Origin of the sequence: Kribbella sp. CCNWLW201, assembly GCF_037203805.1 — a bacterium.
In the GTDB taxonomy this organism is placed as follows: Bacteria; Actinomycetota; Actinomycetes; order Propionibacteriales; family Kribbellaceae; genus Kribbella.
Map to the genome: position 1 here is coordinate 424,257 of NZ_JBBCBQ010000003.1, position 11,948 is coordinate 436,204.

12 protein-coding genes are annotated in these 11,948 nt (G+C 68.8%); 7 read left to right on the forward strand and 5 right to left on the reverse strand.

Going from position 1 to position 11,948, the window contains the following annotated elements; genetic code table 11:
• Positions 1 to 18 precede the first annotated feature (18 nt).
• The 5 genes from V9K99_RS17455 to V9K99_RS17475 all read left to right on the forward strand — a co-directional run bounded on the left by V9K99_RS17455 (position 19) and on the right by V9K99_RS17475 (position 6,603).
• Positions 19 to 1,101 carry a cyanophycinase gene (locus tag V9K99_RS17455; protein ID WP_336999915.1) on the forward strand — a complete coding sequence of 361 codons (1,083 nt, stop codon included), beginning with the start codon at positions 19 to 21 and terminating at the stop codon, positions 1,099 to 1,101.
• On the forward strand, positions 1,098 to 3,884 hold the full coding sequence (gene cphA, locus V9K99_RS17460; protein WP_336999913.1) for a cyanophycin synthetase: 2,787 nt from the start codon (positions 1,098 to 1,100) through the stop codon (positions 3,882 to 3,884). The genes V9K99_RS17455 and cphA overlap by 4 nt, the downstream gene beginning before the upstream one ends.
• A 150-nt stretch (positions 3,885 to 4,034) precedes the next feature.
• Positions 4,035 to 5,216, forward strand: coding sequence for a Dyp-type peroxidase (locus V9K99_RS17465; protein ID WP_336999912.1), 1,182 nt, complete (start codon positions 4,035 to 4,037; stop codon positions 5,214 to 5,216).
• Positions 5,217 to 5,272: 56 nt separating this feature from the next.
• Positions 5,273 to 5,803 (forward strand): SigE family RNA polymerase sigma factor, encoded by a 531-nt coding sequence (locus V9K99_RS17470; RefSeq protein WP_336999910.1) that lies wholly within the window; start codon positions 5,273 to 5,275, stop codon positions 5,801 to 5,803.
• A complete protein-coding gene (locus V9K99_RS17475; protein ID WP_336999908.1) occupies positions 5,800 to 6,603 on the forward strand; it encodes a hypothetical protein in 804 nt (267 codons plus the stop codon). Before V9K99_RS17470 ends, V9K99_RS17475 begins: the two co-directional genes overlap by 4 nt.
• Here the strand turns inward: V9K99_RS17475 and V9K99_RS17480 are convergent.
• The 5 genes from V9K99_RS17480 to V9K99_RS17500 all read right to left on the reverse strand — a co-directional run bounded on the left by V9K99_RS17480 (position 6,596) and on the right by V9K99_RS17500 (position 11,054).
• A complete protein-coding gene (locus V9K99_RS17480; RefSeq protein ID WP_336999906.1) occupies positions 6,596 to 7,450 on the reverse strand; it encodes a hypothetical protein in 855 nt (284 codons plus the stop codon). The genes V9K99_RS17475 and V9K99_RS17480 overlap by 8 nt on opposite strands.
• A 37-nt stretch (positions 7,451 to 7,487) precedes the next feature.
• The gene (locus tag V9K99_RS17485) at positions 7,488 to 9,173 is read right to left on the reverse strand and encodes a Mur ligase family protein (RefSeq protein WP_336999904.1); all 1,686 of its coding nucleotides are present in this window, start codon (positions 9,171 to 9,173) and stop codon (positions 7,488 to 7,490) included.
• A 3-nt stretch (positions 9,174 to 9,176) separates the two neighbouring features.
• Positions 9,177 to 9,947, reverse strand: a complete 771-nt coding sequence (fabI, locus tag V9K99_RS17490) for an enoyl-ACP reductase FabI (protein ID WP_442914697.1) — start codon at positions 9,945 to 9,947, stop codon at positions 9,177 to 9,179.
• Between the two features lie 45 nt (positions 9,948 to 9,992).
• Positions 9,993 to 10,697: a 3-oxoacyl-[acyl-carrier-protein] reductase gene (fabG, locus tag V9K99_RS17495; RefSeq protein WP_336999900.1), complete on the reverse strand. Its 705-nt coding sequence runs from the start codon at positions 10,695 to 10,697 to the stop codon at positions 9,993 to 9,995.
• 144 nt (positions 10,698 to 10,841) lie between these two features.
• The gene (locus V9K99_RS17500) at positions 10,842 to 11,054 is read right to left on the reverse strand and encodes a dodecin (RefSeq protein WP_336999898.1); all 213 of its coding nucleotides are present in this window, start codon (positions 11,052 to 11,054) and stop codon (positions 10,842 to 10,844) included.
• Between the two features lie 92 nt (positions 11,055 to 11,146).
• On the opposite strand from V9K99_RS17500, the gene V9K99_RS17505 reads away from it, so the two are divergent.
• The gene (locus tag V9K99_RS17505; protein WP_336999896.1) at positions 11,147 to 11,518 is read left to right on the forward strand and encodes a DUF3099 domain-containing protein; all 372 of its coding nucleotides are present in this window, start codon (positions 11,147 to 11,149) and stop codon (positions 11,516 to 11,518) included.
• Between the two features lie 201 nt (positions 11,519 to 11,719).
• Entirely contained in the window at positions 11,720 to 11,923 is a 204-nt protein-coding gene (locus V9K99_RS17510) for a hypothetical protein (RefSeq protein ID WP_336999894.1), read from the forward strand.
• The last annotated feature ends 25 nt before the right edge of the window (positions 11,924 to 11,948 follow it).

Genomic DNA, 11,948 nt, shown 5'->3' on the forward strand with positions numbered 1-11,948 from the left:
GCACCTATCCTTCGGACTATGTCTGAACAGCAGGGTGGGGTGAGCAGCGGGCCGGGGGCCCTGTTCGCCATCGGTGGCGCCGAGGACAAGCTGAAGAAGCGGACGGTGCTGCAGGAGTTCGTCGAGGCGGCCGGCGGGTCGAAGGCGCGGATCGTGGTCGTGCCGACCGCGTCCGCGCTCGGCCCGGACGTCGTCGACGTCTACCACGCGCTGTTCGCCGCCCTCGGCGCCGAGAGCGTCGTCGGGGTGCGCCCGGAGAACCGGGAAGACGCCGACGACCCCGCCTTCATCGAGCCGCTGCACAACGCCACCGGCATCTTCATGACCGGCGGCAACCAATTGAAGCTGGCCGGTGTCGTCACCGGTACGGCGTTCGGCCAGGCGGTCACCGCCGCCCACGCGCGCGGTGCCGCGGTCGGAGGTACGTCGGCCGGCGCGAGCATCCTGGCCGAGCACATGATCGCGTTCGGCCGGTCCGGTGCGACCCCGCGGCAGCGGATGAGCCAGTTGGCCGGCGGCCTCGGCCTGGTCCAGGGTGCGATCGTGGACCAGCACTTCGCCCAGCGGAACCGGTACGGCCGGCTGCTGTCGCTCGTCGCCCAGTCCCCCGGCCTGCTCGGCATCGGCGTCGACGAGGACACCGCCGCCGTCGTACGCGGAACTCATCTGGAGGTCGTCGGCCGTGGTGCGGTGACGATCTTCGACGGCAGCCGGATCACGTCGAACGCGCACCACGCCAAGCGGTCCGAGCCGATCCTGGCGTCGGGCGTCGTACTGCATGTGTTGCCGGCGACCGCGACGTTCGACCTGCGAGACCGGGTGCTGCTGTCGTACGGGCCGCAGCCGCCGGCCGAGGAGATCGCCGAGATGCAGGCCGCCGAGGCGGATCTGCGCAAGCTCGCCAAGGAGATCGCCGCCGAGGGGGTGTCACCCAAGTACTACGCGGACCGCAAGCGGCGGGCCGGACGCCGGACCGCGGCCGCCACGTCGAAACGGTCCACCGCCGCCGGGGAGTCCAGACCGGAGGCGACCGAGCCGATCACGGCCGGCGCCGAACTCGACTCCCCCGACCGCACACAATCAGGCAGTGAGACCGCATGACCGAAACGCACGGCACCCCCAGCCCGGACCTGAAGATCATCGAGACCCGCGTGTACCGCGGGCCGAACGTGTGGAGCTACGACCCGGCCATCCACCTCGTCGTCGACCTGGGTTCGCTGGAGAACTTCCCCTCGAACACCATCCCCGGCTTCAGCGAGCGGCTGCTCGAATACCTGCCCCGGCTCGACCAGCACCACTGCTCGCGCGGCCGCAAGGGCGGCTTCATCGAGCGGCTGCACGAGGGCACCTGGCTCGGCCACATCGCCGAGCACGTCTCGCTGCAACTCCAGCAGGAGGCCGGGCACGACATGCGCCGCGGTAAGACGCGCCAGGTCAAGGGGATCCCGGGCCGCTACAACATCACTTACGCGTACGCCGACGAGTTCGTCGGACTCGCCGCGGGTGAGCTCGCCGTACGGTTCGTGAATCATCTGGTCCAGCCGGACCCGGCGTTCGACTTCACCACCGAGCTGGAGAAGTTCATCAAGCAGGCCGAGCGGACCGCGTTCGGTCCGTCGACGCAGGCGATCGTGGACGAGGCGGTGTCCCGCGACATCCCGTGGATCCGGCTGAACAAGGCCAGCCTGGTCCAGCTCGGCCAGGGCGTCCACGCGAAGCGGATCCGGGCGACGATGACGTCGGAGACCGGTTCGATCTCGGTCGACATCGCCAGCGACAAGGACCTGACCACGCGACTGCTCGCGTCAGCCGGCCTGCCGGTGCCGCGGTCGGAGTCGATCCGCACGGTCGAGGAAGCGGTCTCAGTCGCCAACAAGATCGGCTACCCGGTGGTGTGCAAGCCGCTCGACGGCAACCACGGCCGGGGCGTGTGCCTGAACCTGCAGAACGCGGACGCCGTCCGGGAGGCGTTCCCGACCGCGGCCGAGCAGTCGCGTCGCGGCTGGGTGATCGTGGAGAACTTCGTCACCGGCAAGGACTACCGCTGCCTGATCATCAACGGCCGGATGGAGGCGATCGCCGAACGCGTGCCGGCGCACGTGGTCGGCGACGGCATCCACACCGTGGCCGAGCTGGTCGACATCACCAACGCCGACCCGCGCCGTGGTGTCGGGCACGAGAAGATCCTGACCCGGATCACGATCAACAACGCCGCCCGGGAGCTGGTCCGCGGCCAGGGGTTCGAGCTGGACGACGTACCGCCCGAGGACACCATGGTCAAGCTGACGCTGACCGGGAACATGTCCACCGGCGGGATCTCGATCGACCGGACCTTCGAGGCGCACCCGGAGAACGTCGAGATCGCCGAGGAGGCGGCCCGGATGATCGGGCTGGACATCGCCGGGATCGACTTCATCTGCCCGGACATCACCCAGCCGGTGCGCGAGACCGGCGGCGCGATCTGCGAGGTGAACGCGGCGCCGGGGTTCCGGATGCACACGAACCCGACGATCGGCGAACCGCAGTACATCGCCAAGCCGGTCGTCGACATGCTGTTCCCGCCCGGTGCGACCAGCCGGATCCCGATCGTCGCGGTGACCGGGACGAACGGCAAGACCACCACCGCGCGGATGATCAGCCACGTCTTCAAGGGCATCGGCCGCAAGGTCGGGATGACGTCGACCGACGGCATCGTGATCGACGAGCGGCTGGTGATCCGCGCCGACGCGTCCGGGCCGAAGTCCGCCCGGATGGTGCTGCAGAACCCGCGCGTCGACTTCGCGGTGTTCGAGGTCGCGCGGGGCGGGATCCTGCGTGAGGGTCTCGGCTACGAGCGCAACGACGTGGCCGTCGTACTGAACATCCAGCCCGATCACCTCGGTCTACGTGGCGTGGACACGCTCGAGCAGCTGGCCGACGTGAAGGCGGTGCTCGTCGAGGCCGTGCCGCGGACTGGGTACGCCGTACTGAACGCTGACGACCCGTTGGTCCGCAAGATGCGGCGGAAGTGTTCCGGCCAGGTGGTGTGGTTCAGCATGGCCGAGCCGGGCAGTGAGGTGCGCGACTACATCGAGGGCCACTGCCGGCGTGGTGGGCGGGCCGTCGTCCTGGAGCGGTCGGATCTGGGCGACATGATCGTCGTCAAGCACGGCCGCCGGTCGATGCAGCTGGCCTGGACACACTTGCTGCCGGCAACGTTCGGCGGGCGGGCGATGATGAACGTGCAGAACTCGATGGCCGCCGCGGCAGCCGCGTTCGCTGCTGGTGCGCCGCTGCACGACATCCGGCAGGGCCTGCGGACGTTCAGTACGTCGTACTACCTGTCTCCCGGCCGATTGAACGAGATCGACGTGGACGGTCGGACGGTGATCGTCGACTACTGTCACAACGCGCCGGCGATGCGGATGCTCGGTGACTTCGTCGACCGGCTCGGTGAAAGCCTGAACGCGTCCTCGGAGCTCGGCCGGCCATCGCGAATCGGCGTGGTCGCGACCGCTGGTGACCGGCGCGACGACGACATGCGGGAGCTCGGTGAGGTCGCCGCCCAGCACTTCGACGTGGTCATCGTCCGCGAGGACGTCCGGCTGCGTGGGCGCAAGCGCGGTGAGTCGGCGGCGTTGGTGGCGGCGGGTGTCCGGGCCGCGATGGAGAACGGCGCGCGCTGCCGCCAGGTCGATATCGAGCTGGAAGAGCTGGCGGCGATGCGGCATGCGCTGGCCCGGTCCAACCGGGGCGACCTCGTCGTACTGTGCGTCGATCAGCATCAGACCGTGCTCGCGGAGCTCGAGTCGGTGTCGCATCTCGCACAGGCGGGCGCTCGCTCGGGTGACGAGGGTGGCGATCCCGACTTCGTCAAGCCCGACGAGGAGTCCACCGACGATTAGGGGGAACTTGCCCTGGGCAAGGCTCGTTGGCTTTCCCGTGAAGCTGAAGTTGCTGACGGCCGCGGCCACCTCCCACGACCTGACCGTCCCGGTCAAAGCGTTCACCGAGGAAGAAGAGCACTACCACCCGAGCGAGACACCATCCGCCAAGTGACTAGTAGGCCTTCCAGGCGGCAGCTCTTCGGGTACGCCGGAGCAGCTGCCGCAGGTGCGGCTGTCTCCGGCGGTGCGGTGGTCGCCCTCGACAACGACAAACCCCAGCAACAGCCCGTATCCCGGCTCATCAGCCCGTACGGCGACCACCAACCGGCAATCACAGCTCCGTCGCCGCGACACGCTGAGCTGGTAGCGCTGAACCTGCTGCCCGGGACGGACAAGGCGGCACTCGGGCGGTTGATGCGGTTGTGGAGCAACGACATCGTTGCTCTGGCCAACGGGCGGCCGGCACCCGGCGACACGGCGCCGGAGCTGGCGGTGGCGAATGTCGCGCTGACCACGACCGTCGGCTTCGGTCCGCGCGTCTTCGAGCTGACCGGAAACAAGCCGGCCGGGCTCGACGATCTGCCCGTGATGAAACACGATCGGCTCGACCCGGCCTGGTCCGGTGGGGATCTGCTCCTGATGGTCGGCGCGGACGACGCGGTGAGCGTCGTGCACGCCGTACGACGGCTCGTCGCTGACGCGAAGCCGTTCGCCACCCCGCTCTGGCGGCAGACCGGGCTCTGGAACGGGACCGGCTCCGACGGCCGACCCGTGACCGGCCGGAACCTCTTCGGCCAGGTCGACGGCACGGGCAACCCAACCGTCGGTACGCCGGAGTTCGACAGCACGGTGTGGTCCTCCGACGGCCCTGACTGGTTCCGCGGTGGTACGACGCTCGTCGTACGGCGGATCCGGATGAACCTGGACACCTGGGACGAACTGACCCGATCGGAACAGGAACGCGCGGTCGGCCGGACCCTCTCGAACGGCGCACCTTTGACCGGCACCGCCGAGCACGACGAACTCGACCTGGAGGCCCGGGACTCCGACGGCCGACTCGTGATCGCCGAGAACTCCCATGCCCGGCTCTCACATCACTCGGAGAACGACGGCCGCCGGATCTTCCGAAAGGGCCTCAACTACGTCCAGGACAACGGCCCCAGCCGTGAGTCCGGGCTGATCTTCCTCAGCCACCAGGCCGACGTCGCCGGCCAGTTCCTCCCGCTGCTCGCCCGCCTCGACGCGGCCGACGCCCTCAACGAGTGGACCACCACCATCGGCTCCGCCGTCTTCGCGCTCCCACCCGGCTTCCAGCCCGGCGGCTGGCTGGCGCAGAAACTTCTCGGCTGACCTGTCACCCTGGGACGCTGATGACGGCGTTCTAGGGGGTGACAGAGAGGATGCCGATGAGATCAAACCCCGGCGGCGAGGACTTCGACGCCTTTGTGCGGGCTCGCTGGACCGCGACGGCGCGGCTTGCCTATGCGCTCACCCTGGACCACCAGAAGGCCGAAGACCTCGCTCAGGAGGCCTTCACCAAGCTGTGGTTCCACTGGCGCAAGGTGAGCGGTGGGAACCCCGAGGCGTATCTGCGCAAGATCGTCACGACCACGTTCCTGTCCGCGCGCCGCCGCCGCTGGATCGGCGAGCGCCCGACAGAGACGCCACCCGACACCGCGGTCGGTCCGGCCACCGGGCAGGTGGATGAGCGGCTCGCTCTTCGCGCGGCGATGGCGCGGCTGAGTGCACGGCAGCGCGCCGCGGTCTACCTGCGGTACGCCGAGGATCTGTCCGAGAAATCCGTCGCCGACCTGCTCGGCTGCTCGGTCAGCGCCGTCAAACAGCACACCCGGCGCGGCCTGGACGCGCTCCGCACCAACCAGAACTTCACCGCACCCGACGAACTGGCCGATCTGGCCGGAAGGGGGATCTCATGACCGACGACCTGAGCACGAAGCTCGCCGTACTGACCGACGACCGTCCGGAGCCGGCCGACCCGGCCGCGCCGATCCGCCTCCGCATCAAGCGCCGCCAACGCCGCCGCCGCGGTGCCGCGGTCGTGGTGGCGACCGCCGCGGCCACAGCCGCCGTCCTCGCCGCCGGTCCGGTCCTCAACAACATCCGATCGGCCGGCAACGAACCCGGTGTGGCCGGCTTCAATCCCTCGATCCCGATGCTGACGGCAGCGCCCACGGTTCTGCCGCCGCCTTGGTCGGACGAGGTCTTCACCAAGCTGCCGGTCGCGAATTCCTACAAACCGAAGGCCTACTACGTCGCGAAGGGCACGATCCCGACCGAGAGCTGGGCGATGCTCGCCTTCTCGGAGTACGGCTGCATGGTCAGCTACGAGGTCCCGGCGAACAGCTTCGGCCGCCCGTGGGTCTGCTTCAACGAATGGAAGCCCGGCCAGCGCGTCGACCATCGTGTCATTCAGGGGCACTTGAAGGAGAAGGACGCCCCCAAGATCGACCAGACCCTCGTGTTCGGTGCCGTCTCCGCCGATGCGCGCAAGGTCGCGATCAAGGCCGGCGGGAAATCCTACACCGCCGACGCGGTCGGCACCCCGGCCACCGACCGGCTGCGCTTCTTCGCTCTGGTGATTCCACGCAGGGATCTGCAGGTGACCGAGGTGACGCCACTCGACGCGGACAACAAACTCGCCGACGCACCTACCGGAGTCCCCACCGCCATTCCGTGCAACCCTCCAGACTGCGCGATCGCTACACCGGTCAAATAACTGGATCTCGCCTCGGGAGGAGTCGGCGCTTCGGCTCCTCCTGGTCGATCCAGTCGAGGTCGTCCGAGAGTACGGCGTCGTTCGAGCGCTCGGCGTACGGGTCGGGCGGCGGCGGGGGTGTCGGGAGGGCGCGGAGCTTGAGCGCGGTCATCGGGACCGCGAGCAACACCGCCAGCACCAGCCAGGGCCAGTACTCCCGCAGCATCGGCTCGAAGGATTCGAAGAACGCTGCGGTCGCCGCGTCGGCGGTCTGGTCTGTCGGCTGGCCCGACGGCGCGCGGCTGATGGTCCGGATGCCGGCCACGATCCCGAAGGAGGTCAGGTAGAAGCCCGCCAACGGAACCCAGGAGTACGCCGATCTCCAGCCGCGCCGCCAACAGGCGACGTACAGGAGGATGGCCAGCCCCGCCGCGACCAGCAGACCGTTCAGTTGCCAGAGCCAACGCCAGTCCTGCAACTGGTTCGCCGGGCGGAGCGCCAGCCAGGCGAACGGGATGGCCAGGGCGAACGCGGCGACCACCGAGCTCCTGGCGCCCCAGGCACCGAACAGGCCGCCGACAGCGCTTGCCACCAGCAACGTGATCAGGAACGCCTTGTCGGTGAACGAGTTCCCGGTCAGCCACCACATGCCGGTGGCAACGACCAGGACAAGCGGAAGAGTGAACCGGATCCGGCCGACGAACAGCCCGGCCGTGACCCCACCGGCGAACCCGCCCAGCACGAGCAGGTCCAGCCTGGCCGGCACGAACAGCGTCGTACCGTCCGGGAGTCCCTTCAGGTACGTGGCGGCGAAACCCGCCACGAACCAGGCGACGACCGCGGACGGCACCGTCCACAAGTAGCGCATGTCACCCCGTTCCCGCCCCAACCGCGGGCGGGCGGGGCTAGTGCTGGGCTCTCTCGACCTTGGCCTTCAAGGTCTCCGGTGTGTCGACGGTAGCTCCCTCGGCCCGCAACCAGGCGTCAAGACTCGCCCGATCCTGCAGAGACATCACCGCGACCACGTCCCCGGGCTTCGCCTCGCCCACCAGCGCCTGCGCCGCCTCGAGTTCGGTCGGGTACGCCGGTACGTCGTCCACGCCGACAGATGCGGCGCCCTCGCGGAACACCGCCTCGAGCTCCGACGGCGGCCGGCCGCGCAGGTACTCGCTCTTGTGGCCGATCATCACCCGATCGGCACCGCGGGCACCGATCGCACCCAGCGCGGAGACCATGTCGTCGGCCCGGTCCCCCGGCGAACCGAGGGCCAGCAGCAACCGGCCGCCCGGCTCCCGGACGCCGTTCATGATCTCGAGCAGCGCCTCCAGACCGGCCTCGTTGTGGGCGAGGTCGATCACCACGGTGAAGTCGCGCAGCGAGTACATGTTCATCCGGCCGGGGTTGTTCTCGTTCGGGGCGAACGAGCTCAGCCCCTCGATCACCGCAGCCCGCGGCAGCCCGAGCCCGAGCGCCGCCGACGCCGCGGCCAGCGCGTTCTCCAGGTTGTAGTGGGACAGGCCGGACAGGGTCATCGGTATGTCGACGACCTTCAGCAACGGCTCCGGATCGCTGGCCTGGTCGAGCACCGTGATGAACCCGTCCAGCACCGTCGTCGCCCGGCCGCCCTCGTCCAGCACGGTCCGGATCGACGGCGAGTCGGCATCGCGGGAGAACACCCAGCACTTGGCCGGTGAGCCGAGCCGCATCGCGAACGTCCGCGGGTCGTCGCCGTTCACCACGCACCAGCCGCGCGGCTTGGTGATCTGGGTGATCACGGCCTTCACCTCGGCCAACTGGTCGACGGTGTCGATCCCGCCCAGGCCGAGGTGGTCCGCGGTGACGTTGGTGACCACCGAGACGTCGTTCGAGGCCACGCCGACGCCGCGCCGGAGGATGCCGCCACGGGCGGTCTCGGTGACCGCGAGCTGGATCCCCGGCTGGGACAGCACCTGACCGGCACCGCTCGGACCGGAGAAGTCCCCGTACTTGACCAGCTTGCCGTCGAAGTAGACGCCGTCGGTACTGGACCAGCCGACGTGCAGGCCGGCGGCGCGGCCGATGTGCGCGATCATCCGCGAGGTCGTGGTCTTGCCATTCGTCCCGGTGACCGCGACCACCGGCACCTTCGGCCGCAGGGTCGGCGGCGCGTTGCCCGGCGGCTCGTTCCGGACCCGATCCCCGACCGACGCGATCAGCTCGCTGAGGTCGTCCGCGCCGAACGCGTCCAACACCTCCACGATCGCTGCGCCGAGCGCCCGGGCCCGGTCCTCGTGTGCCCACGGGAAGGCAACGACGAGACGTCGTACGTCGGACTCCGGGCGGACCCGGACGCCGATCCGGCCGATGCCGGCCTCGCGCGCGATGCGTCGTACGACGTGACCTACGACCCGGATCGCGTACCGCTGCCGGAACCCGGAGCCGATCCGGCCGGGCCGGGTGGAGCCGAGACCGATGGCCTGGGCGAACGCCTTCGCGGCCGGAGCCGGGGCGTCGACGAGTGCGGACACGTCGAGCGTGAGCTTGACGGCAGCACGACTGAAATAGAGGTTGGCGCCGTCCAGGACCCGGAGCTCAACCAGAGATGTGGCCAACCCCTACGCTCCCATCGCGTGGTAGCCGCCATCGACGTGCACGATCTCGCCGGTGGTCGCGGGGAAGAAGTCACTCAGCAGGGCGACGATGGTCCGCCCGGTGGGCTCGAGGTCGGACGGGTCCCAGCCCAGCGGGGCGCGGTCCAGCCACGGCTCCTCGAACTTCTCGAAGCCCGGGATCGCCTTGGCGGCCAGGGTCTTCAGCGGACCGGCCGAGACCAGATTGCACCGGATGCCCTGGGCACCGAGGTCGCGAGCCAGGTACCGGTTCGTCGACTCCAGGGCGGCCTTGGCCACCCCCATCCAGTCGTACCCGGGCCAGGCCACGGTCGCGTCGAACGTCAGCCCGACGACGCTGCCGCCGCGGTTCATCAACGGCGCGCAGGTGACCGCGAGCGCCTTCAGCGAGTACGCCGAGACGTGGACAGCCTGCGCCACGTCCTCCCACGGACCGTCCAGGAACTTGCCGCCCAGGATCGTCTCCGGGTTGCCGTAGGCGATCGAGTGCACGACGCCGTCCAGGCCGTCGACATGCTCGCGTACGGCGTCCGGCAGCGCCGCGAGGTGGTCGGCATTCGTGACGTCCAGCTCCAGCACGGGAGGCTCGACCGGCAGGCGTTTCGCGATCCGTTTGGTGATGCTCAGCGCGCGGCCGAAGTTCGAGATCAGCACGGTGGCGCCTTGTTCCTGCGCCACTTTGGCGGTCGCGAAACCGATCGAGGAGTCGAGCGTGACGCCCGCGACCAGGATGCGTTTACCGTCGAGGATGCCCACCGGCATGCCCTCCTAAGAATCGAACACAGTCAGTCAAGAGGTGAGTTAGTTGCCCATGCCGATGCCGCCGTCGACCGGGATCACCGCTCCGGTGATGTAACCGGCCTCGTCGGAGGCGAGCCAGCGGACCGCGTTGGCGATCTCCTCGGTCAGGCCGAACCGGCCGAGCGGGATCTGGCTCATGTACTGCTTCTGGGTCTCTTCCGGCAGCACCGCGGTCATGTCGGTCTCCACGAAGCCGGGGGCGACCACGTTCGCGGTGATGCCGCGGCTGCCGAGTTCCCGGGCGATCGACCGGGACATCCCGATCAGGCCGGACTTGCTGGCCGCGTAGTTCACCTGGCCGGGCGAGCCGAGCATGCCGACGACCGAGGAGATGAAGACGATCCGGCCGCGGCGCAGTCGCAGCATCCCCTTGGCGGCCCGCCGGGCGACCCGGAAGGAACCGGTGAGGTTCGTGTCGATCACCGAGGACCAGTCGTCGTCGGACATCCGCAGCAGCAGCGTGTCGCGGGTGATGCCGGCGTTCGCCACCAGCACCTCGACCGGGCCCTGCTCCTCCTGGATCTGGTCGAACGCCGCGTCCACCTGCTCGGCGTCGGTGATGTCGCACTTCACCGCGAGAAAGCCCTCCGGCGGGGGGCTGCTGTTGTAGGTGACCGCGACCTGGTCACCGGCCTCCCGGAACGCGGTTGCGATCGCCAGCCCGATCCCCCGGTTGCCACCGGTCACCAACACCGACCTGCTCACAAGCCCTCCTCACACGACACCAGTCGGACGAACGCTATCGCGGCCGGCCATCCCCATCGTTCGAGGGGTTATCCCCTCGAACGATGGGTTCTCTGTCCGTGTACGAGGGGAGAACCCGGCAGTCGCGCGGATATCCCTCGCAGATCAGGAGTCTTCGAGGCGGAAGCCGACCTTCATGCCCACCTGGTAGTGGTCGATCTGGTTGTCGACGATGTGGCCGCGGATCTCGGTGACCTCGAACCAGTCGAGGTGCCGCAGCGTCTCGCCGGCCCGGCTGATCCCGTTGGTGATCGCCTCTTTCACGCCTTCCCTCGACGTCCCCACGATCTCGGTCACGCGGTAGGTGCGGTCGGTCATTCGCCCGTCCTCTCAATTCAACGCAGCCCTTCCATCCTGGCTGCGCCCGTGCCGCAGGCACGGCGTACCGTTGGTCTTGGTGAGGAGGATAGATGTCGAAACGCCGTGAGCGGGCCGACGAGGCCGTCATCTCGGTGACGAGTGCGCAGCCGGGCCGGTCCGAGGATCTGGAAGGCCGGATCGTTCGCTACGCGTGGATGATGTCGATCCGGATCGTCTGCTTCGTGCTCGCCGTCCTCACCCCGTCGCCGTGGCGCTGGATGTTCATCGTCGCGGCCGTGTTCCTGCCCTACATCGCGGTGGTGCTGGCGAACGCACAGCGGACCACGACGGTGTCCAGCGCCGCCCCCTTCATCGCCCCCGCTCGCACTGCGATCGGGTCGCATCCCGGTGTCGTCACGCAGCCGGATCCAGACCCCGAACCGGACCTTGATCCGGGTGCGAAGATCGACACCGAAAAGTGATCGGTGCCGGGACTGGATTCTTCTGCGCCATCCGTGTCAGAATCTCCCGCGTGCTCTGAAGTTCATGGCTGAAATTCAGGGACTTGATGCGGCGTCGGACGGCTCCCCCCGTGGCTGTCCGACGTCGCTTCATTTCCCCATCGTTTTGATTATTGAGTGGTCAGGAACAATTCCCCTGCACCCTCAGGAATGGTTCGCGTGATGACCGAAGAGCCCCTGCCGTCCACCTGCTCTGCCAGGGGCTGCGGCGCGCCGGCGCAGTGGGCGCTGCTGTGGAACAACCCGAAGATCCACACGCCGGACCGGCGCAAGACCTGGCTGGCCTGTGACGAACACAAGGACAGCTTGTCCGACTTCCTCGCCCGCCGGTCATTCCTGCGCGAGGTCGAGCCTTTCTCCGAGTAAAGGCCCGGCACCGAAAAAGCACATT

Excerpts from the sequence above, each read along its gene's own strand:
- V9K99_RS17480 (WP_336999906.1), bottom strand. The coding sequence starts at position 7,450 with ATGCGCTACTTGTGGACGGTGCCGTCCGCGGTCGTCGCCTGGTTCGTG.
- V9K99_RS17475 (WP_336999908.1), top strand. The coding sequence starts at position 5,800 with ATGACCGACGACCTGAGCACGAAGCTCGCCGTACTGACCGACGACCGT.
- V9K99_RS17505 (WP_336999896.1), top strand. The coding sequence starts at position 11,147 with ATGTCGAAACGCCGTGAGCGGGCCGACGAGGCCGTCATCTCGGTGACG.
- V9K99_RS17500 (WP_336999898.1), bottom strand. The coding sequence starts at position 11,054 with ATGACCGACCGCACCTACCGCGTGACCGAGATCGTGGGGACGTCGAGG.
- V9K99_RS17510 (WP_336999894.1), top strand. The coding sequence starts at position 11,720 with ATGACCGAAGAGCCCCTGCCGTCCACCTGCTCTGCCAGGGGCTGCGGC.
- cphA (WP_336999913.1), top strand. The coding sequence starts at position 1,098 with ATGACCGAAACGCACGGCACCCCCAGCCCGGACCTGAAGATCATCGAG.
- V9K99_RS17455 (WP_336999915.1), top strand. The coding sequence starts at position 19 with ATGTCTGAACAGCAGGGTGGGGTGAGCAGCGGGCCGGGGGCCCTGTTC.
- V9K99_RS17470 (WP_336999910.1), top strand. The coding sequence starts at position 5,273 with ATGAGATCAAACCCCGGCGGCGAGGACTTCGACGCCTTTGTGCGGGCT.